Here is a 20,207-nt window from a genome sequence, read left to right on the forward strand (position 1 = left end):
CAGGCGGTCCGGCGGGCGCTCAAACCGACGTTCGCGGGCGGGCTCTCAGACCCGCGGGCTCTCGGGACGATCAGACGTCGTGGATGAGGCGCTTGCCGGTGTTGCCGACCTCGAAACGCTCATAACCGAGTGCGTCGTAGAAGCCGAGCACCTGTTCGTTCCCGACCCGCACCATCAGCTGCACCTTGGGGCAGCCCATCGCGAGCAGGAGCCGCTCGGCCTCCAGGACGAGCGCGCGGCCGATGCCGTCACCCCGTCGATCCGAGGCGCTGGCGAGGTAGTACAGCCAGCCGCGGTGGCCGTCGTAACCTGCCATCACGGATCCGACGATCCGTGCCGCGTGGCCCCCACCCGTCCGCTCCTGCGTGCGCTCCTCGGCGACGAGGAACAGCTCGGGCTGCACCTCGAGCTTGCGCTCGATGTCGGCGCGCGGGTCGTTCCACGGGCGGGTCAGTCCCGCATCCTCCCAGAGGGCGACGATGGCATCGGTGTCGTCCCGGTCGAAGGCCCTGATCGTGAATCCGGTGGTCATGCGCGTTCCTCCAGGATGTTCTGCAGATCGATCGGCGCGAGCGCGTCGAGCCATTCCGCCTCGGCGTAGCGGCGGAACCACGAGACCTGGCGCCGTGCGTATCGGCGGGTGAGGGCCTGCGTCTCGGCGATCGCCTCCTCCTGCGTCAGCGCGCCGGTCAGCTGGGACAGCGCCTGTGCGTAGCCGATCGCGCGGCGCGCCGTGATGCCCTGCTCGAGTCCGGCCCCCCGCAGACGCGCGACCTCGCCCAGCATGCCCTGCTCCCACATGCGCTCCACGCGCCGGTCGAGGCGCTCGACCAGCGCAGCGCGCTCGACGCCCAGCGCCAGCACGCGTGTGCGCGGGTACCACAGCACCGGCTGCTCGGGCAGCGCGGCGCCATGAGTCCGCTCCCCCTGTGCGAGTACCTCGAGCGCCCGCACGATGCGGCGGCCGTTCTTCGGATCGATCCGTGCGGCGGTCGCCGGATCCTGCTGCTGCAGGCGTGCGAGCAGAGGCCCGGAGCCGTCCTGATCCAGCTCCGCCTCGAGTCGCGCGCGCAGCGCGTCATCCCGCGGTGGGAAGCGGAAGTCGTACAGCACGCTGGAGACGTAGAGTCCGGATCCGCCCACGAGGATCGCATCCGCACCGCCGGCATGGATCTGCTCGATCGCGGCGCGCGCGTGCGGCTGGTACCAGGCCACCGCCGCATCCTCGGTGACGTCGAGCACGTCGAAGAGGCGATGCGGAATCCCCCGCCGCTCTGCGGCGGGGAGTTTGGCGGTGCCGATGTCCATGCCGCGATAGAGCTGCATCGCATCCGCGTTGACGACCTCCGCGCGACGCCCGCGCGACGCCAGCGCCTGCGCGAGGTCGAGCGACAGATCGCTCTTGCCTGTGCCGGTCGCACCCACGATCGCCCACAGACGCGGGGCGGTGCCGGCGGGTCCTTGGCGCCCCGCGCCTCCCTCCGGCCGGCGCTTCGCGCTGCCCGGAGCCTCTGAGGCGCGCGGGCCAAGCTCAGGGACCGACCCGGCTCCCGGTGTGCTCACACTCCGGCGCGGAGCGTCGGCAGTCCCAACGACACCGCTCGAGGCGCCCCGGCGGCTGCGGGAACGGCCGGCACCGCGCACGATTCGGACTGCGCGCGGTCCCAGGCGTGACCGCCGCGTGTGCGGCGGATCCGCAGCGGCGCGCCGTCAGGTGCATCCGCGAGCAGGTGGAAGGGTGCCGCGTGCGTGATGGTGACGGACACCACGTCGCCGGGGCGCGGCCGGTCCGAGCCCTCCGGCAGCTCGAAGTGCACCAGCCGGTTGTCCTGCGCGCGCCCGGTGAGCCGGTGCGTCTCCGTGTCCTTCTTGCCCTCGCCGACGGAGACCACGACCTCGACCTCACGGCCGAGCTGCTTCTGGTTCTCCTCCAGCGAGATGCGCTCCTGCAGCGCGATGAGGCGCTCGTACCGCGCCTGAACGATCTCCTTGGGTACCTGGTCCGCCATGGTCGCGGCGGGGGTGCCCTCGCGGATCGAGTACTGGAAGGTGAACGCGCTCGCGAAGCGTGCCTGCTCCACGACGCGCATCGTGTCCTCGAAGTCCTCCTCGGTCTCGCCGGGGAAGCCGACGATGATGTCGGTGGAGATGGCCGCGTTCGGGATCTTCGCGCGCACCCGGTCGAGGATGCCGAGGAACTTCTCGCTGCGGTACGAGCGGCGCATCGCGCGCAGGATCCGGTCGCTGCCGGACTGCAGTGGCATGTGCAGCTGCGGCATCACGCTCGGCGTCTCCGCCATCGCGTCGATCACGTCGTCGGTGAACGCTGCAGGGTGCGGGCTCGTGAAGCGGATCCGCTCGAGCCCCTCGATCTCGCCCGCCGCGCGCAGCAGTTTGCCGAACGCCTCGCGGTCACCGAACTCGACGCCGTAGGAGTTCACGTTCTGACCGAGCAGGGTCACTTCGATCGCCCCGTCTTCGACGAGGAGGCGGATCTCGTTGAGGATGTCGCCGGGCCGGCGGTCCTTCTCCTTGCCGCGCAGGCTGGGCACGATGCAGAAGGTGCAGGTGTTGTTGCAGCCCACCGAGATCGATACCCAGCCGCTGTGGGCCGAATCCCGACGCGTCGGCAGCGTGGACGGGAAGACCTCGAGCGCCTCGAGGATCTCGAGCTCGGCCTCGCCGTTGTGGCGTGCGCGCTCGAGCAGACCGGGCAGCGACCCCATGTTGTGGGTGCCGAAGACCACATCGACCCAGGGCGCCTTGTCGAGCACCGCCTGCTTGTCCATCTGCGCCAGGCAGCCGCCGACGGCGATCTGCATGCCGGCGTGCTTGTCCTTGCGGCTCTTCAGGTGCCCGAGGGTGCCGTACAGCTTTCCTGCGGCGTTGTCGCGCACGGCGCACGTGTTGATGATCACGATGTCGGCCTCGTCGTCCGCGGCGGCGCGGACGTAACCGGCGCTCTCCAGCGAACCCGACAGACGCTCGGAGTCGTGCACGTTCATCTGGCATCCGAAGGTGCGCACCTCGTACGTGCGCCGCTGCCCGGCCTCATCGAGCGCCGCGGCGGAGGGCGCGATGAGCGTGGGCTCTGAGAGGGGAATGGTCATAGTGCCTGCCATTCTACTTTCGCCTGGCGGGAAAAGGCCCCGCCGGCCGGCGCGGAGATTCCGGCGGGGATTCCGGACTCTGCGCCTGGCCGCCGGCGTCAGCTCTCCTCGAACCGCACCCGCCCGACGCCCGAACCGCGCTGCGTCTCGCGCCAGGCCGTGCGTGCCGCCGTCAGTGCGACACTCCCGCCGTACCCGCGACGGGACAGCTGCCCGACGAGGCGCCGGATCGCCGTGTCCTCGTCGTAGCGGCGCAGACCCGCCACCTTGGACCGCGCGTAGTCGAGTGCCCGTTCGGCATCGTCGTCATCCAGAACCGAGAGCGCCTCGTCGGCGATCTCCCGCGGAATCCCGCGCTGACTGAGCGTGCGCGCGATCGCCACACGTCCCTGACCCTTGCGCTCGGAACCCGCGGTCACGAGGAGCTCGGCAAGGGATGCGTCGTCGAGATACCCGCGCTGCTCGAACTGCTCGATGAGGAGCGTGCGCTCGTCGGCCGGAACGCCGTTCTCGCGCAGGACGTCGCGCGCTTCCATGCTCGAGAGCTGCTTGGAGCGGAGCTTCCGCACCAGCAGCTCGCTCGCCTCGGCGAGCGGATCGCCCGATGTCGAGGCGTCCCCGGTCCCGTGACGGCCGATGGCCCGCAGCCCTCGTCGACCAGGAGAGGATGCCGCGCGATCGGAAGCCCCTGTGTCTTCCGGCGCCAGCGCGGCAGCGGCAGGATGCCGGGAGCTGGGACCGCGACGCTCGGCCGCGGACTCCTCGGCCCAGGTCGACCGCCACTCCGCCTCGGTGGACGGCGCGGCCGACACCGGGGCCGAGGGGCGCGACCGCTCGGACCCCTCGGGCCCGGCCGTCGCACCGCGGCCGCCGAACAGCGGGATCACCGGGGCGAGGCGGCCTTCCTCGGACGCCGCCCCGCCCCTCTCGTCACTCACGTCTCACTCCGACCGCTGAGCGTCGTCGAGACGCATGTCAGGCCGGACGCCGCTGGGCGAGCTCATCGGCCGCCCCCGCAGCGGGAGCCGCCGCACCGCCGATGCCGAGCTTCTGCTTGATCTGCGTCTCGATCGTCTCGGCGATGTCGGGGTTCTTGAGCAGGAAGTTGCGCGCGTTCTCCTTGCCCTGGCCGAGCTGGTCGCCATCATAGGTGTACCAGGCACCGGACTTCTTCACGATGCCGTGGTCGACGCCGAAGTCGATCAGGCTGCCCTCGCGGGAGATGCCGACGCCGTAGAGGATGTCGAACTCGGCCTGCTTGAACGGCGGGGCCATCTTGTTCTTCACGACCTTGACCCTGGTGCGGTTTCCGACCGCCTCCGTGCCGTCCTTCAGCGTCTCGATGCGGCGGATGTCGAGACGGACCGACGCGTAGAACTTCAGCGCCTTGCCGCCCGCGGTGGTCTCCGGAGAACCGAAGAACACGCCGATCTTCTCGCGCAGCTGGTTGATGAAGATCATCGTGGTGTTGGTCTGGTTCAGGCCACCCGTGAGCTTTCGCAATGCCTGCGACATCAGTCGAGCCTGCAGGCCGACGTGCGAGTCGCCCATCTCGCCCTCGATCTCCGCGCGCGGCACCAGAGCGGCCACGGAGTCGATGACGATGAGATCGATGGCACCCGAGCGCACCAGCATGTCGGCGATCTCGAGCGCCTGCTCACCGGTGTCCGGCTGGGAGACCAGCAGCGCGTCGATGTCGACGCCGAGCTTCTTGGCGTACTCGGGGTCGAGGGCGTGCTCCGCGTCAACGAACGCGGCGATGCCGCCGGCGCGCTGGGCGTTGGCGATCGCGTGCAGAGTCAGCGTGGTCTTACCCGAGGACTCCGGGCCGTAGATCTCGACGATGCGACCACGCGGCAGCCCGCCGACGCCGAGCGCGACGTCGAGCGCGATGGAGCCGGTGGGGATGACCGCGACAGGGGCGCGCTCATCACTGCCCAGCCGCATGACCGAGCCCTTTCCGAACTGCTTGTCGATCTGGGCGAGGGCGGTCTCGAGGGACTTCTCGCGGTCTGCGGGAGAGGGCATGACGTGCTCCTTCGTGGTCGTGAACTGCCGCCTGTAGGCTGTCGCGGCCACCCCGGCTGGGGCGAGCTCTCCGACAAGGCGTATGACCTCGTGGTCATGTCGAACACGCTAGGAGGAGCCACCGACATTCGGTCGGAGTCCCCGCGAACGGTTCAGAATCTGCTCACGAGATCATCTGTGCAGGACGATACGCGCATCTCGAACATGTCTTCGACGACACGCCGATGAGATCACGAAGCGGATCGAACACCGGACGATCGGACCGGACCGGACTCAGCGCCGCCGGGGCTCCAGACGCCCCGCGCCGTACCGCCGCGACTCGGGCACGTCCAGCTCCGCGCACAGCGCCAGCCAAACGTCCCGCGGGGGCACCCCCGCTTCCATGGCCTGCGCGGCCGTGCGACCGCCGACGTCCCTCAGCACGAGATCCGCGACGAGGGCGCCACCGCGTGATCCGAACTCTGCATCGACCGCTCGGAGGAACTCGCTACGTCGCATCCGTCAGCGCAGCGACAGCTCGGACTCGACCGACGCCACCAGTTCGTCAGGAACGACATCCGGGATGACCTGCAGCCCCTCGAGCTCGGCGATCCGGTCGCCGACCTCGCGCATGATGGTGGAGATGGGCACGTCGAGCGCCTCGGCCACGGAGGCGAGGATCTCGCTGGAGGCTTCCTTCTGTCCGCGCTCGACCTCACTGAGGTACCCGAGCGCGACGGACGCCTTGCCTGCGACCTGGCGGAGCGTGCGGCCCTTCTGCAGACGGAAGTCCCGCAGCACGTCACCGATCTCCTGTCGTACGAGAATCATCGGGACCTCCTCTCCCCCATCGCCCGGCCCCAAGCGCCGGATCGGATGGTCAGTCTAACCCGACCTGTCGGGATCGACACTACTGTTTCGTTCTGTGCATTGAATGTGAGCACACTCGACTCAACTTCGTGGAGAAGCACTCTTATTCCCGGTCGTCCCGAGCCGGCTCGCCAGCATCGATCCCGCTCCCGGTGACCGCCGCGAGGATCACCCCGAGGGCCGCCTGGACCGTCGCCGCACGGATGGCGGATCGGTCCCCGTCGAACATGAACGCGTGCCCGGTCGTGCGATCCGCCACGCTCACTCCGATGTGCACCGTGCCGACCTTCTGACCGCCCTGCGCAGTGGGCCCCGCGACGCCTGTCGTCGAGACGCCGACGTCCGCCGCGCGCCCGTCCACGGCCAGCGCCGCGCGGACACCGGACGCCATCTGCTGCGCGACCTCCGGATCCACGGGACCGTGCGCGGCGAGCAGCGCCGGGTCGACGCCCAGGACGGAGGCTTTGATCGGAGTCGCGTAGGCGACGACCGCGCCGTTGAGCACGTCCGACGCCCCCGGGATCGCCACGAGTGCCGCCGACAGCGCGCCGCCGGTGAGCGATTCGGCGACGGCCAGCGTCATCCCGCGCTCCCGCAGCGCATCGAGGGCGGCAGCCGCGGCGCGATGCGTGGCATCGGACATCAGGACGTCGCACCTCGGTCTGCGCGGGATCCACGCACCTGCGCAACGACGTAGTCGATGCCGCTCAGGATCGTCAGGATGAGGGCGATCACCATCAGCACGGTGGTCGTGATCGACCACACCGGCATTCCGATCCAGACATGCAGCGGCAGCAGCGCCCAGGACAGGGCGACGGCCTGCACCGTCGTCTTGATCTTGCCCATCCATGCGGCGGCGACGACGTGCTCCTTGACGATCATGAAGCGGTGCACGGTGATGCCCCACTCCCGCACCAGGATGACGAGCACGAGCCACCACCACACCTCGCCGAGGATCGCGAGGCCGATGAAGCCCGCTCCGGTGAGCAGCTTGTCGGCGATCGGATCCCAGAGCTTGCCGAAGTCGCTGACCAGGTCGTACTTGCGGGCCAGATAGCCGTCCACCCAGTCGGTCGAGATCGCCAGGATGAACAGCCCCGCCGCGACCCACCTCAGTGCGGGCTGCGCCGCTCCGTCCGCGCCTCCCAGCAGCAGGAGCACGAAGAAGACGACGGCGAGCGGGATGCGGGCGACCGTGATCGCGTTCGGCAGCTGGCGCGGAATCGACATCAGTCGCGCCCCGTCAGGCCCCAGGCATCCTCGTCGGGCTCCGCTTCGACCTCGGGAAGCCCGCGGTACTGCGCCTCGAGCGGATCCTCACCGTAGCGGTCGTCGGTGCCGTAGGACGGCGCAGGCATCGGGGCGGCAGGACGCGGCGGCATCACGGCTGCGGGCATCGGCGCGGCGGCCGCCGGTGCAGGAGGTGCAGGAGCGGACGGCGCATCGTCGCCGCGCAACTTGGCCAGCACCCCGGGCAGCTGCTCGGGAGTGACCAGGACGTCGCGCGCCTTGGACCCCTCGGACGGGCCGACGATCTCGCGCGACTCGAGCAGATCCATGAGCCGGCCCGCCTTGGCGAAGCCGACCCGCAGCTTGCGCTGCAGCATCGACGTGGAGCCGAACTGCGAGGAGACGATGAGCTCAGCGGCGGCGAGGAGCAGCTCGAGGTCGTCGCCGATGTCCTCGTCGACTTCCTTCTTCTTGCCCTCGACGGCCTCGGCCACGTCGGGCCGGTACTCCGGGCGCGCCTGTCCGGTCACGTGCTTGACGACCGCGTCGATCTCGCTCTCGTCGACCCACGCGCCCTGCAGGCGGAACGGCTTGGAGGAGCCCATCGGCGAGAACAGCGCGTCGCCCTGTCCGATCAGCTTGTCGGCGCCGGGGCTGTCCAGGATCACCCGGCTGTCGGTGACGCTGGTCACGGCGAACGCGAGGCGAGACGGCACGTTGGCCTTGATGAGACCGGTGACGACGTCGACGCTCGGGCGCTGGGTCGCGAGCACCAGGTGGATCCCACTCGCGCGGGCGAGCTGCGTGATGCGGACGATCGAGTCCTCCACATCGCGCGGCGCGACCATCATCAGGTCCGCGAGCTCGTCGACCACGACGAGCAGGTAGGGGTAGGGCTTGAGCACGCGCTCGCTGCCCGGGGGCACGACGACTTCGCCGGCGCGCACCGCGCGGTTGAAGTCGTCGATGTGGCGGAAGCCGAACGACGCGAGGTCGTCGTACCGCATGTCCATCTCCTTCACGACCCACTGCAGCGCCTCTGCGGCCTTCTTGGGGTTCGTGATGATGGGCGTGATCAGGTGCGGGACGCCGGCGTAGCTGGTGAGCTCGACGCGCTTGGGGTCGATCAGCACCATGCGCACGTCGGCGGGGCGGGCGCGCATGAGCAGGCTCGTGATCATCGAGTTCACGAAGCTCGACTTGCCGGATCCGGTCGATCCGGCCACCAGGAGGTGAGGCATCTTCGCGAGGTTGGCGACGACGAAGTTGCCGCCGACGTCCTTGCCGACGCCGATCGTCAGCGGATGCGTGCTCTTCTGCGCCGCGGCCGAGCGCAGCACGTCGCCGAGCGCCACGGTCTCGCGGTCGGCGTTCGGGATCTCGATGCCGATCGCGCTCTTGCCGGGGATCGGCGAGAGGATCCGCACGTCGTTCGATGCGACCGCATACGCGAAGTTGTTGCTCAGCTGCAGGATCTTCTCGACCTTGACGCCGTGACCGACCTCGACCTCGTACTGGGTCACTGTCGGTCCCCGCGAGAAGCCGGTCACCTTCGCGTCGACGTTGAACTGCGTGAGCACGTTCGTTATCTGCTCGACCACGCGGTCGTTCGCCTCGGAGCGGGCGACCGAAGGCGGGCCCGCCTTCAGCGCACCCGGCGACGGCAGGATGTAGGGGGCCGCCGGCGCCTGCAGGCCGTCCTTGCCCGGGCCGTCCGTGCCGAAGCCGTCGAATCCGGCCAGCTCGAGCTCGCCCGTGTCGCCGTCGTCGAGCAGCGCCGTGCTCTGCTGCTCCGCCAGGGAGTCGGCGACGGCGCGCACGTCGGTGAGGACCTCGGTGGCCGCGTCGTACGGATCCTCGTCCTTGATGACGGCCTGGTCGTATGCGGTCGCCTGCACCACGGTGGGGGTGTCGTCCTGCTCCGTGAGCAGCTCGGTGAGGTCCTGCGAACCGAGCCCGCCATCCGGATCCTCTTCGCGACCGGTCTTGTTACGCCGCCACCAGGGCAGCACGTCCGGGTCGTCGACCTTGTCCGCCTCGTCGACGGCTGCTGCTTCCTCCGCGGCGGCGCTCTTCGGGGCGCGCTCGGCGTCGAACATCCAGGCATACAGGTCGCCCAGTCGCTGCCCGATGCGGTTCGGCGGCGTCTTGGTGAGGATCAGCACGCTGAGCGCCGCCAGCAGCGACAGCACGATGTAGGCGGGGATCGAGGTCAGGTAGCTGAGCGGCTGACCCAGCAGCCAGCCGAACAGACCTCCCGCGGCGCTGAGCGCGACCATGCCCTGTCGCGGCTGCGGCATTCCGCCGGCGACGTGGCAGAAGCCCGCCAGGGTGATCACGAACAGCCCGAAGCCGATCCCGATGCGCCCGTTGTCGTGCACGGAGGACGGATGGCGGAACAGCCAGCCGGCCAGGAGCAGCAGCAGCACGGGCATGATGAACGCGGCACGGCCGATCAGGGCGCCCACGGAGTAGGCGCTGATGTTCGACGCGACCGTGTTGCCGATGAAGAACCACTCGTTCACGGCGCCTGCCACCGCGAGCAGCACCAGCAGGAACGGGAAGCCGTCGCGGCGCTGGTCCTTCTCCAGCGTCTCCAGGCCGAAGGCGCGGAAGAGACCGCCGACGCCGTGCGCGAGGCCGGTCCAGGCGCGCACCATCACCGGCGGCTTGTCGGGCTCGTCGACGTACTTCCTCGGGGCGGGCGCGGCCTTGGCGGAACTGCGCGGCTTCGCCCCGGACGTGGAGCGACTGCGCGTCGAGGGCTTCTCGGCCGCGCTCTTGGTCGCATTCGAACTCCTGGGCATGTGTCCACGCTACGGCCGCGCGCCGACAAAGGCCCGCAATGACGCGGCTTTCCGCGGGATTGCGGGCCTTGGAACGGCCGTCGGCGAGGCTAGATCACGCCTCGATGACGAGCGGCACGATCATCGGGCGGCGGCGCAGCTTCTGGTTCACCCAGCGGCCGATCGTGCGGCGCACGATCTGCGACAGCGCGTGGTTGTCGCGCACGCCGTTGCCGGCGGCTTCCTTGAGAGCGGCGATGATCTTCGGTGCCACGTCGTCGAAGACGGAGTCGTCCTCCGCGACGCCTCGGGCGTGGATCTCCGGCCCCGAGATGATGCGCCCCGTCGTGGAGTCGACCACGACGATGACGGACACGAAGCCCTCCTCGCCGAGGATGCGCCTGTCCTTCAGGTCCGCGTCGGTGATCTCGCCGACCGTCGAGCCGTCGACGTAGACGAATCCGATGTCGAGCTGTCCCGCCACACGGGCGACACCGTCCTTCAGATCGATCACGGTGCCGTTGGAGCCCAGGATCGTGCGTTCCTCGGGGATCCCGGTGTCCTGTGCGAGCTTCGCGTTCGCCATCAGGTGGCGGTACTCGCCATGGACGGGGAGGACGTTCTTCGGCTTCAGGATGTTGTAGCAGTACAGCAGCTCGCCGGCCGCCGCGTGTCCCGAGACGTGCACCCGGGCGTTCGCCTTGTGCACGACGTTCGCGCCGAGCTTGGTGAGCCCGTCGATGACGCGGTACACGGCGTTCTCGTTGCCCGGGATGAGGCTCGACGCCAGGATCACGGTGTCGCCCGGTCCGGGCTCGATCGCGTGGTCGAGGTTCGCCATGCGGCTCAGCACGGCCATCGGCTCACCCTGGGATCCGGTGGACATGTAGACGATCTTGTCCTCGGGGAGGTCGCGCGCCTTCTTGTAGTCGATCAGCACGCCGTCGGGCACCTTGAGGTAGCCGAGCTGCTCCGCGATCGTCATGTTGCGCACCATCGAACGTCCGAGGAACGCCACTCGGCGCCCATGCGCGTGCGCGGCGTCGATGACCTGCTGAACCCGGTGCACGTGGCTGGAGAAGCTCGCGACGATGACGCGGCGCGGCGCCTTGCCGATGACCTGGTCGAGCACCGGCCCGATCGAGCGCTCGGTGGGCGTGAAGCCGGGCACGTCGGCGTTGGTGGAGTCGACGAGGAACAGGTCCACGCCCTCCTCACCGAGGCGCGAGAACGCGCGCAGATCGGTGATGCGCCCGTCCAGCGGCAGCTGGTCCATCTTGAAGTCGCCGGTCGCGAGGACCATGCCCGCGGGCGTGCGGATCGCCACGGCGAGCGCGTCGGGGATCGAGTGGTTCACGGCCACGAACTCGAGGTCGAACGGGCCGACCTTCTCGCGCTGGCCCTCCTTCACCGTGAGCGTGAAGGGCTTGATCCGGTGCTCCTTGAGCTTGGCCTCGACGAGCGCCAGGGTCAGTCCGGATCCGATCAGCGGGATGTCGCCCTTGAGTCGCAGCAGGTACGGGACGGCGCCGATGTGGTCCTCATGGCCGTGCGTGAGCACGACGCCGACGATGTCGTCGAGCCGGTCCTTGATGGGCTCGAAGTCGGGCAGGATCAGGTCGACGCCGGGCTGGTGCTCTTCCGGGAACAGCACGCCGCAGTCGACGACGAGCAGCTTGCCGTCGTATTCGAAGACCGTCATGTTGCGGCCGACCTCCCCGAGTCCGCCCAGGGGCGTGACGCGAAGAGTGCCGGGAGCGAGCGCTTCGGGCTCGGCGAGGGGAATGGTCATGTGGTGCCTCCTAGGCGGGGCGCGCTGCGCGCCCGATGTTCGTGGTTCCCCTGCCGGGCCGGGTGGGATCCGTCCGCGCGTTTCGCGCTGATCCGTCCCGTTCCGGTCCGATGCTCATCGGTCAGGCCCTCAACGGGTCGTGCCGTGCACCTTGGGGAGGGCGCCGCCGGCGGCGGCATTGCGATCGGGGCGGAAGTCGGAGAAGTCCGCGCCCGGGATGTCCTTGACGAGCGCGAGCTCGTCCTCGATGAGGGCGGCCTCCCACTCCTCCGGCCCCACCAGGGGCAGGCGGACGCGGGGGCTCGTGATGCGGCCGAGGCCGTGCAGGATGTACTTCGCCGACACGGTGCCCGGCACGTGCGTCATCGCGGCGCGGACGAGCGGCTCCAGGCGCTGGTGCTCGGCGGTCGCCGCGGCGAGGTCGCCCCGGTTCACCGCATCGACGATCGCCCGGTACGGCGCCGAGGTGATGTTCGCAGTGACGCCGATGAGGCCGGTGGCGCCGATCGAGAGGTGCGGGAGCACGTTCGAGTCGTCGCCGGAGAAATACATCAGGTCGGTCTGGTTGAGCACCCGGCTGACCTCGGAGAAGTCGCCCTTGGCATCCTTCACGGCGAGGATGTTGGGGTGCTTGGCGAGGCGCAGGATCGTCTCGTACTTGATCGGCACACCGGTGCGACCGGGGATGTCGTAGAGGATCACCGGGAGGTCGGTGGCGTCCGCGACGAGGCGGAAATGCGTGAGGATGCCGGCCTGGGTGGGCTTGTTGTAGTACGGCGTGACGATCATGATGCCGTCGGCGCCGGCCTTCTCGCTGGCCTTGTAGAGCTCGATCGCGTGCGCGGTCTCGTTGGATCCGCCACCGGTGATGATCTTGGCGCGCCCCGCGGCGACGTCCTTGCCGACCTCGACGAGGCGCAGCTTCTCGGCGTCGGTGAGCGTCGAGGTCTCCCCCGTCGTCCCGGTGACGACGATGCCGTCGGCGCCGTCCGAGATGACGCGATCCATGTGCTTCTCGACGGAGGGCCAGTCGACCTCGCCGTCGGCCGTCATCGGAGTGATGAGGGCGACGAGCACCTGTCCGAAGGGATTGCCCGTATGCGTCATGCGTCCAGCGTAATGGTTCGCGCGACGCTCACGCGGTCGCGGTGACCCTGATGACGTCGCCACGGGCCAGATCGACACGGGGCTTGAGCAGCAGGCCGGCCATGGAGCCGGCCGGCGCCTCGGTCGCTTTCCTGCGGAACATCTCGATGCCCGTGACGGTGCTGACGCCGATCTCGGTCGCGCCCCGGAGCACCGCCACCCGGTCCCCGACGCGCATCGTGCCCGTCGCGGTCTTCCCCGTGGCGACCTGGCCGCGCCCGGTGATCGTGAAGACGTCCTCGACGGCGAACTCGGCGACGCCGATACCGCTCGCGACCGGCTGCGCGGCCGAGGTGATGCCCGTGCTCGGCGCGATTCCCGCGGCGGCGAGACGCGCGGCTTCCTGAGCGTTGTACTGCCGGAGCATCTCGTTCGCGTCCAGCGGATCCTTCTTCTTACCGAACCAGCCCATGGCCTCGAGCCTACGGGGACCGGCGATTAGGCTCGCGAATATGGCCTGGCAGACGCGGGAATCGCGCATCGTCTACGACAACCGCTGGATCTCGGTGCGCGAGGACCGGATCTCCGGCCCGGCCGGTGACGGGATCTACGGCGTGCTCACTCTGAAGAACGCGGCGGTGTTCGTCGTGGCTCTCGACGAGCAGGATCGGGTGTGCCTGGTCACGATCGACCGGTACACCACCGGGCGTTCGGTCGAGGTGCCGGCCGGCGGCACGGACGGGGAGGATCCGCTGGTCGCCGCACGCCGCGAGCTGCGTGAGGAGACCGGGCTCGAGGCGGACGAGTGGACTCCGATCGGCACGATGAACGCACTCAACGGCGTGACCGTCGCTCCTGAGCACGTGTTCCTCGCCCGCGGGCTGCGCCAGACCGGCGACAGCGCGCACACGCAAGCCGAGGAGGGCATCGACGAGATCGCGTGGGTGCCCTTCGCCGACGCACTCGGGATGGTCGCCGACGGGCGGATCACCGACGGCGAGACCGTCGCCGCCCTGGCGTACGCCGGCATTCGGCTGGGTCGGTTCGTCTGAGCCGGGGCAGGCTCACATGCGGCCGCGACGGGCGATGCGCGTGCTGAGCGAGCGCGGAACCAGCCGCGAAACCGCGATCATCGCCTTGTAGCGCAGTGACGGGATCACCACGGATCTGCCGCGGGCGGCGGCGCGAAGGCCCTGGCGCACGACGAAGGGCGCATCCAGCCACATGAACGACGGCACGCCCTCCTCACCGGCGGCGAGCCCCATCCGAGCATGGAAGGTGGTGTGCACGAATCCCGGGCAGAGCGCGGTGACCGTGACTCCGTCGTTCGCGTATTCGTCGTTCGCCCAGCGGCTGAATCCGATGATCCACGCCTTGCAGGCCGAGTAGGTCGACCGGGAGATGAAGCCCGCCGACGAGGCGACGTTGATGATCCGCCCCCCGCGACCGCGCATCAACCCGAGCGCGGCGTGCATGAGCCGCATCGGCGCCTCGACGAGCACCCGCAGATGGCGCACCTCATCCGCGACGTCGTTGTCCGCGAAATGGAGCGGAAGACCGAAGCCGGCGTTGTTCACGAGCATGTCGATCGGGCGGTCGGCGTCGGCGACCCGTCGCGCGACGCGGTCCACGTCCTGGTCCACCGCGAGGTCGGCGACGAGCACCTCGACCGCGATGCCGTGCCGCGAGCGGAGATCCGCGGCGAGCGCCTGCAGCGCCTCCTCCGAACGGGCGACCAGCACCAGGTCGGCACCGCGGTCGGCGAGCTGGCGGGCGAACTCCGCGCCGATTCCGGCGCTGGCACCCGTGATGAGAGCGGTGGGCATGGGGATCCTCTCGTCGAGTGCGCGTCGTGGTCAGCGCTGGTAGCCGAGGAAGCGGTAGCGGATCCCGGTCCTGCTGGTCTGCCACTCGCCTTCGGAGACCACGCGGAAACCGTCGCGCGAAGGGCCGAAGGCGTCTCCGGGCACGTCCAGGTCGAGCTCGGTCACCTCCAGGCGGTCGGCATCGCCGATCACCTCGCGGAAGATCTCCCCGCCCCCGATCACCCAGGCCTCGTCGAGCCCGGCGAGCGCATCGGCGATCGACCCCGCTCTGCGCGCACCGTCGGCGGCCCAATCAGCTTGTCGCGTGATCACGATGTTCTCGCGGCCGGGCAGCGGGCGGAACCGCTCGGGCAGCGACTCCCAGGTGCGCCGCCCCATCACCACGGGCGCGCCCAGGGTGATCTCCTTGAAGTGCGCGAGATCCTCCGGCACGTGCCACGGCATCGTTCCGCCCGCGCCGATCACTCCGCCCTGCGCCTCGGCCCAGATCAGTCCGATCCGGGTCATACCGCGACCGCCGCCCGGATCGCCGGGTGGTGCTGATAGTCCTCGACCACGAAGTCGTCGAACTCGTAGTCGAAGATCGACTCCGGCTTCCGCGTGATCCGCAGGGTGGGGTACGGGTACGGCTCGCGGGTGAGCTGCTCCCGCACCTGCGCGACGTGGTTGTCGTAGATGTGGCAGTCACCACCGGTCCACACGAAGTCGCCCGGCTCGAGGCCGGTCTGCTGCGCCACCATGAGCGTGAGCAGCGCATACGAGGCGATGTTGAACGGCACCCCGAGGAACAGGTCGGCGCTGCGCTGGTAGAGCTGGCAGGACAGCTTGCCGTCCGCGACGTAGAACTGGAACAGCGCGTGGCAGGGCGCGAGCGCCATGTCCGGAATGTCGGCCGGGTTCCACGCAGACACGATGATGCGGCGGGAGTCCGGCGAATTCCGGATCTGATCGATCACCTGCTGCAGCTGGTCGATGTGGCCCCCGTCCGGCGTGGGCCAGGAGCGCCACTGCACGCCGTAGACCGGGCCGAGATCGCCGTCGGCGTCCGCCCACTCGTCCCAGATGGTGACGCCGTTCTCCTGCAGCCAGCGCACGTTCGAGTCGCCGCGCAGGAACCACAGCAGCTCGTAGGCGATCGACTTGAAGTGCACGCGCTTGGTCGTGATGAGCGGGAAGCCCTGCGACAGGTCGAAGCGGATCTGCCGGCCGAACACGCTGGTCGTGCCCGTGCCCGTGCGATCGTCCTTGTGCGTGCCGGTCGCGAGCACATCGCGGAGCAGGTCTTCGTACGGCGTGGGGATCGCGGCGCTCATGGCTTTCAGCGTACCGGCGCCCGCCGCCCTGCGGGCCGCCCGCCGGCTCGGAGACCGGGAGCCCGCTGACTCGAACCGTCATATCCGCCCGTGCGCCGCTCGGCGGACGTAGCCTCGGACCATGTCCCTGCCGATCGCGCTCGTCGTGGTCGCCGCACTGCTCGCGGCGACGCTGCTCGCGGGCGTGCTGCTGCGACGGCGGGACGGCCGCGCGGTGACCGTGCACGGCGATCGGCACGTGGATCCCGCCGACCTGATGCACCCCCTCGGGGCGCAGGCGACGCTGGTGCAGTTCAGCACCGAGTTCTGCGCGCGCTGCCCGCAGGTGCGACGGATGCTCGGATCCGTCGCCGCCGAACGCGCGGGCGTGGTGCATGCCGAGGTGGATCTCACCTCGCGCGCCGACCTCGCGGCACGGTACAAGGTGCTGTCGACCCCGACGACGCTGCTCGTCGGTCCGGACGGCCGGATCCGCTCCCGCTTCACCGGCGTGCCCACCCGGGCCGCCGTGCTCTCGGCCCTCGACGGGGCCGACCACGTCCAGGAGGCCACCGCATGACCGCTCCCGCCGGCATCGACCCGCGCGGTCCTCGTTTCGCCGCGTGGATCACGTCCGCGCTGCTGCTCATCGCCACCGTGCTGGGGCTGGTCGAGGCTTCACAGCCGGCGACCGCTCAGTTCGGCTGGTTCGCCTATCAGCCGCTCGCGAGCACCTTCACGCCAGGATCCGTGCTCGCCTACCGCGCGACCCAGCCCGCGTTCCTGCTCACCCTGGTGATCGCCGCCCTGTTCCTGTGGGGCGTGCTCTCCCCGCGCACGCAGCCGTGGGGCGTGCTGTTCCGCACCCTCGTGCGTCCGCGCCTCGACCCGCCGAGCGAGCTGGAGGATCCGCGTCCGCCGCGGTTCGCGCAGGGTGTCGGTCTGTTCGTCGTCGTGATCGGCCTGCTGCTCCATCTGATCGGCGTGCCCTGGGCGCTGCCGATCGCCACGGCGATGGCGTTCGTCGCCGCCTTCCTCAACGCCGCGTTCGGATTGTGCCTGGGCTGCCAGCTCTATCTGCTGCTGCAGCGCGCCGGAATCCTGGGTCGGGCGCCGCGACTTCCCTGAGAACTGCGGATCCGGCCCGGGGCGATCGATAGGCTGGCACCCTCACCCACCCCGATCGGAGGACCCATGTCCGTCACGAGCGAAGCCGCTGCCACCTGGACCGGAAGTCTCATCGAAGGCGAGGGATCCGTCTCCTTCTCCTCTTCGCACCTGGGCACGTTCCCGCTGAACTGGAAGGCGCGGTCGGAGGGATCCGACACGACCACCACGCCCGAGGAGCTCATCGCCGCGGCGCACTCCTCATGCTTCAGCATGGCGCTCTCGCACGCGCTCGCCGGCAACGGCACCCCCGCCGAGCGTGTGAACACCACCGCGTCGGTGACGTTCAAGCCCGGCGTCGGCATCACCGGCAGCCACCTCAATGTGAACGCCTCCGTGCCCGGCCTCGACGCGGAGACCTTCCAGCGCCTCGCGCAGGAGGCCAAGGTCGGCTGCCCGGTGTCCGCCGCACTGTCCGGCATCGAGATCACGCTCGAGGCGACCCTGGCCTGACCCTCGTCGCCTCATCGGAACGGCCGCGTCCCCCAGGGGATGCGGCCGTTGTCGTGCGCGATGCGCGCGGAAGGCTACTTGGCCAGGCGGATCGCGGCGCGGATCGCGGCACGAGCGTCCTTGCGGTGCCCTGCCGCGTCGTGCACCACACCCAGCCGGTACTGTGCGCGCCAGTCCCCCGGCTCCTCGGCGGCCGCGGAGCCGTACTCCGACACGAGCCGCGCGGCATCGTCGGGCAGCAGCCGCCCGTTCGAGCGCAGGCGCTCCGGCGCCTCGGGCATCCCGCCCTCGTCGTTCAGCGTGCGACCCAGGCGGTCGGCAGCGAGGCCGAACTGCAGCTCTCGTACGAGCGCCCAGGCTCCGATCAGCGGCATGACGAGCAGGGCGACCCCCATGGTGATCCCGAGCGCCTGCCCGGACCCGAGCAGCACCACCGCGCGCCAGCCGACGAGCGCGATGTACAGCACGAGAAGCGCGGCCATGACCACGACGCCGATCCGGGATCCCATCCCTCCATCCTAGATCGGCGGAGGCGCCGCGTCCGCGGGTACGACGTCGCTCCGGTCACTCGCCGCGCGCCGGCGCGGCCGCGAGCCGAGCGCGCGACGGACAGCGCGGGAAAGCGCACGACAGCGGCGTGACAGTGCCGCGAAAGCGAGGCGGCGGATGCTCGGAGCATGACGAATCCCACCACCGACTGGGCCCTCGAGGCCGACGGACTCGTGAAGGTGTTCGGAACGAACCGCGCGGTCGACGGCGTCGACCTGCAGGTGCGCACCGGCGCCGTGTACGGCGTCCTCGGCCCCAACGGCGCCGGCAAGACCACGACCATCAACATGCTCGCGACACTGCTGCGTCCGGACGGCGGCACCGGCCGCGTGTTCGGGCACGACGTCGTCCGCGAACCGCACATCGTGCGGCAGCTCATCGGCGTCACCGGGCAGTTCGCCTCGGTCGACGAGACGCTGTCCGCCACCGAGAACCTCATGATCTTCGCCCGGCTGCTGGGTCTGAGCCGCGCCGAGGCACGAGCCAAGTCCGCAGACCTGCTGGAGCGCTTCGGCCTGTCCGAGGCGGCGAAGCGCCCGCTGAAGAACTTCTCCGGCGGAATGCGGCGCCGCCTCGACCTCGCCGCCTCCCTTCTCGCACAGCCGCCGCTGATCTTCCTGGACGAGCCCACGACGGGCCTCGACCCCCGCACCCGCGGGCAGATGTGGGACACGATCCGCGAGCTCGTGAACACCGGTTCCACGGTGCTCCTCACCACCCAGTACCTCGATGAGGCCGACCAGCTCGCCGACCGGATCGCGGTGATCGACCGTGGAAAGGTCGTCGCCGAGGGCACCCCGGATGACCTCAAGGCGTCCGTCGGCACGTCCTCGCTGCACCTGCGCCTCCGCGACACCGCCGACACCGCCGACGCGCTCCGGGCCATCGAGCAGACCCTCGGCGTCCGTGGCGTGCTGTCCCCCGAGGCCTCCCGGATCACCGCCCCGATGGCGGATCCGGATCGCATCGCCGACCTGCTGATCACGTTCCGCGAGGCCGGGATCGGGCTCACCGAGATGAGCGTGCAGAAGCCGACGCTCGACGAGGTCTTCCTCACGATCACCGGGCATCCGGCGGACGAGGAGTCCGCCGACGAATCCACCACCGCACAGATCCAGGAGGTCCGCGCATGAGCACTCTCACCCCCACGGCGGGACGCATCGTCCCCGCCGCGCAACGTCGGCTGAGCCCGCGTGCGAGCCTGTCCCTGAGTCTGCGCAACACCATCACCATGGCGGCCCGCGGCCTCATCAAGATCCGTCGGACGCCGGAGCAGCTCTTCGACGTGACCGTGCAGCCGATCCTGTTCACCCTGATGTTCACCTACATCTTCGGCGGCGCGATCTCCGGCAACGTCACGAACTACCTGCCCGTGATCATCCCGGGCATCCTGGTGCAGACGGTGATCACGACCTCGGTCGTGACCGGCGTGCAGCTGCGCGAGGACATGGACAAGGGCGTGTTCGATCGGTTCCGTTCCCTGCCCATCGCGCGCATCGCCCCGCTGTCCGGAGCACTGCTGGCCGACACGATCCGCTACGGCATCGCGACGACGCTCACGTTCGTGATGGGATTCGTCATGGGCTACCGCCCGGCGGGCGGGATCGGCGCGGTGGTCGCCGCGGCCGTGCTCGTGATCGTCTGCGCGTGGGCGATCAGCTGGATCTTCGCCTTCGCCGGCGTCATCGCCCGCACCGCATCGAGCGTGCAGGGGATCTCGATGATCATCCTCTTCCCGTTGACGTTCCTCTCGAACGCCTTCGTCCCGGTGAACACGATGCCGGGCTGGCTGCAGTGGTTCGTGAATGTGAACCCCGTCTCGCACCTGGTGACGGCCGTGCGAGATCTGGCCAACACGGGCACGTTCGGAGTCGATGCCTGGGTGTCACTGCTCGGCGCGGCCGTGATCGTCGCCGTCTTCGCCCCGCTCACGGTCAAGGCGTACATGCGCAAGGCCTGAGCTCCACGACACGGGCGCCCTCCATCATGAGGGCGCCCTTCGTCGTGCTCGACGGGGCCTCGCTGCCCGGCGCGCTGAG

At 69.8% G+C, this 20,207-nt stretch carries 23 protein-coding genes; 6 read left to right on the top strand and 17 right to left on the bottom strand.

All coding sequences use genetic code 11. From position 1 onward, the window contains the following. Positions 1 to 70 precede the first annotated feature (70 nt). The 13 genes from ACFWCK_RS10360 to ACFWCK_RS10420 all read right to left on the bottom strand — a co-directional run bounded on the left by ACFWCK_RS10360 (position 71) and on the right by ACFWCK_RS10420 (position 13,353). Positions 71 to 532 (bottom strand): GNAT family acetyltransferase, encoded by a 462-nt coding sequence (locus ACFWCK_RS10360; protein WP_378805736.1) that lies wholly within the window; start codon positions 530 to 532, stop codon positions 71 to 73. Beyond that, positions 529 to 1,425 (bottom strand): tRNA (adenosine(37)-N6)-dimethylallyltransferase MiaA, encoded by an 897-nt coding sequence (miaA, locus tag ACFWCK_RS10365; protein ID WP_378805738.1) that lies wholly within the window; start codon positions 1,423 to 1,425, stop codon positions 529 to 531. Before miaA ends, ACFWCK_RS10360 begins: the two co-directional genes overlap by 4 nt. A gap of 134 nt (positions 1,426 to 1,559) precedes the next feature. Further along, positions 1,560 to 3,110, bottom strand: a complete 1,551-nt coding sequence (gene miaB, locus ACFWCK_RS10370) for a tRNA (N6-isopentenyl adenosine(37)-C2)-methylthiotransferase MiaB (protein WP_378805739.1) — start codon at positions 3,108 to 3,110, stop codon at positions 1,560 to 1,562. A gap of 98 nt (positions 3,111 to 3,208) precedes the next feature. Beyond that, entirely contained in the window at positions 3,209 to 4,048 is an 840-nt protein-coding gene (locus tag ACFWCK_RS10375) for a regulatory protein RecX (RefSeq protein WP_378805741.1), read from the bottom strand. A 37-nt stretch (positions 4,049 to 4,085) separates the two neighbouring features. Further along, on the bottom strand, positions 4,086 to 5,138 hold the full coding sequence (gene recA / locus ACFWCK_RS10380) for a recombinase RecA (RefSeq protein WP_233309684.1): 1,053 nt from the start codon (positions 5,136 to 5,138) through the stop codon (positions 4,086 to 4,088). A 273-nt stretch (positions 5,139 to 5,411) separates the two neighbouring features. Then, positions 5,412 to 5,636 (bottom strand): DUF3046 domain-containing protein, encoded by a 225-nt coding sequence (locus tag ACFWCK_RS10385; protein ID WP_378805742.1) that lies wholly within the window; start codon positions 5,634 to 5,636, stop codon positions 5,412 to 5,414. Positions 5,637 to 5,639: 3 nt separating this feature from the next. Next, positions 5,640 to 5,948: a helix-turn-helix domain-containing protein gene (locus tag ACFWCK_RS10390; RefSeq protein WP_233309681.1), complete on the bottom strand. Its 309-nt coding sequence runs from the start codon at positions 5,946 to 5,948 to the stop codon at positions 5,640 to 5,642. Positions 5,949 to 6,090: 142 nt separating this feature from the next. Continuing rightward, a complete protein-coding gene (locus ACFWCK_RS10395; protein ID WP_378805743.1) occupies positions 6,091 to 6,630 on the bottom strand; it encodes a CinA family protein in 540 nt (179 codons plus the stop codon). After that, on the bottom strand, positions 6,630 to 7,217 hold the full coding sequence (gene pgsA / locus ACFWCK_RS10400) for a CDP-diacylglycerol--glycerol-3-phosphate 3-phosphatidyltransferase (RefSeq protein WP_378805744.1): 588 nt from the start codon (positions 7,215 to 7,217) through the stop codon (positions 6,630 to 6,632). Before pgsA ends, ACFWCK_RS10395 begins: the two co-directional genes overlap by 1 nt. Next, positions 7,217 to 10,024 (bottom strand): DNA translocase FtsK, encoded by a 2,808-nt coding sequence (locus ACFWCK_RS10405; protein WP_378805745.1) that lies wholly within the window; start codon positions 10,022 to 10,024, stop codon positions 7,217 to 7,219. Before ACFWCK_RS10405 ends, pgsA begins: the two co-directional genes overlap by 1 nt. 94 nt (positions 10,025 to 10,118) lie before the next feature. Beyond that, entirely contained in the window at positions 10,119 to 11,795 is a 1,677-nt protein-coding gene (locus ACFWCK_RS10410; protein ID WP_233309676.1) for a ribonuclease J, read from the bottom strand. Positions 11,796 to 11,924: 129 nt separating this feature from the next. After that, positions 11,925 to 12,902: a 4-hydroxy-tetrahydrodipicolinate synthase gene (gene dapA, locus ACFWCK_RS10415; protein WP_233309675.1), complete on the bottom strand. Its 978-nt coding sequence runs from the start codon at positions 12,900 to 12,902 to the stop codon at positions 11,925 to 11,927. Between the two features lie 28 nt (positions 12,903 to 12,930). Then, a complete protein-coding gene (locus ACFWCK_RS10420; RefSeq protein WP_233309674.1) occupies positions 12,931 to 13,353 on the bottom strand; it encodes an EF-Tu/IF-2/RF-3 family GTPase in 423 nt (140 codons plus the stop codon). A 40-nt stretch (positions 13,354 to 13,393) separates the two neighbouring features. Between ACFWCK_RS10420 and ACFWCK_RS10425 the strand changes: the two genes are divergently transcribed. Continuing rightward, positions 13,394 to 13,933 carry an NUDIX domain-containing protein gene (locus tag ACFWCK_RS10425; RefSeq protein WP_378805747.1) on the top strand — a complete coding sequence of 180 codons (540 nt, stop codon included), beginning with the start codon at positions 13,394 to 13,396 and terminating at the stop codon, positions 13,931 to 13,933. Positions 13,934 to 13,945: 12 nt separating this feature from the next. Here the strand turns inward: ACFWCK_RS10425 and ACFWCK_RS10430 are convergent, their stop codons facing one another. The 3 genes from ACFWCK_RS10430 to ACFWCK_RS10440 are packed head-to-tail and all read right to left on the bottom strand — an operon-like array spanning position 13,946 to position 16,020. Further along, a complete protein-coding gene (locus tag ACFWCK_RS10430) occupies positions 13,946 to 14,707 on the bottom strand; it encodes an SDR family NAD(P)-dependent oxidoreductase (protein WP_378805748.1) in 762 nt (253 codons plus the stop codon). A gap of 30 nt (positions 14,708 to 14,737) precedes the next feature. Beyond that, complete coding sequence (locus ACFWCK_RS10435) at positions 14,738 to 15,214, bottom strand: dihydrofolate reductase (RefSeq protein ID WP_378805749.1); 477 nt, start codon at positions 15,212 to 15,214, stop codon at positions 14,738 to 14,740. Next, positions 15,211 to 16,020 carry a thymidylate synthase gene (locus tag ACFWCK_RS10440; RefSeq protein ID WP_233309667.1) on the bottom strand — a complete coding sequence of 270 codons (810 nt, stop codon included), beginning with the start codon at positions 16,018 to 16,020 and terminating at the stop codon, positions 15,211 to 15,213. Before ACFWCK_RS10440 ends, ACFWCK_RS10435 begins: the two co-directional genes overlap by 4 nt. Positions 16,021 to 16,141: 121 nt before the next feature. Between ACFWCK_RS10440 and ACFWCK_RS10445 the strand changes: the two genes are divergently transcribed. From ACFWCK_RS10445 to ACFWCK_RS10455, 3 genes are all read left to right on the top strand, one after another. After that, a complete protein-coding gene (locus tag ACFWCK_RS10445) occupies positions 16,142 to 16,579 on the top strand; it encodes a thioredoxin family protein (RefSeq protein ID WP_378805750.1) in 438 nt (145 codons plus the stop codon). Continuing rightward, positions 16,576 to 17,127, top strand: a complete 552-nt coding sequence (locus tag ACFWCK_RS10450) for a DUF4395 domain-containing protein (protein ID WP_233309663.1) — start codon at positions 16,576 to 16,578, stop codon at positions 17,125 to 17,127. The genes ACFWCK_RS10445 and ACFWCK_RS10450 overlap by 4 nt, the downstream gene beginning before the upstream one ends. Positions 17,128 to 17,193: 66 nt before the next feature. Beyond that, positions 17,194 to 17,619: an OsmC family peroxiredoxin gene (locus ACFWCK_RS10455; protein ID WP_378805751.1), complete on the top strand. Its 426-nt coding sequence runs from the start codon at positions 17,194 to 17,196 to the stop codon at positions 17,617 to 17,619. A gap of 74 nt (positions 17,620 to 17,693) precedes the next feature. Here ACFWCK_RS10455 and ACFWCK_RS10460 read toward each other — a convergent pair whose 3' ends face one another. Then, complete coding sequence (locus ACFWCK_RS10460; RefSeq protein ID WP_378805752.1) at positions 17,694 to 18,128, bottom strand: hypothetical protein; 435 nt, start codon at positions 18,126 to 18,128, stop codon at positions 17,694 to 17,696. Positions 18,129 to 18,296: 168 nt separating this feature from the next. On the opposite strand from ACFWCK_RS10460, the gene ACFWCK_RS10465 reads away from it, so the two are divergent. Next, a complete protein-coding gene (locus ACFWCK_RS10465; protein ID WP_378805753.1) occupies positions 18,297 to 19,301 on the top strand; it encodes an ATP-binding cassette domain-containing protein in 1,005 nt (334 codons plus the stop codon). Then, positions 19,298 to 20,128, top strand: coding sequence for an ABC transporter permease (locus tag ACFWCK_RS10470; RefSeq protein ID WP_378805754.1), 831 nt, complete (start codon positions 19,298 to 19,300; stop codon positions 20,126 to 20,128). Before ACFWCK_RS10465 ends, ACFWCK_RS10470 begins: the two co-directional genes overlap by 4 nt. Positions 20,129 to 20,207 lie beyond the last annotated feature (79 nt).

The organism is Microbacterium sp. NPDC060117 (genome assembly GCF_042729315.1).
In the GTDB taxonomy this organism is placed as follows: Bacteria; Actinomycetota; Actinomycetes; order Actinomycetales; family Microbacteriaceae; genus Microbacterium.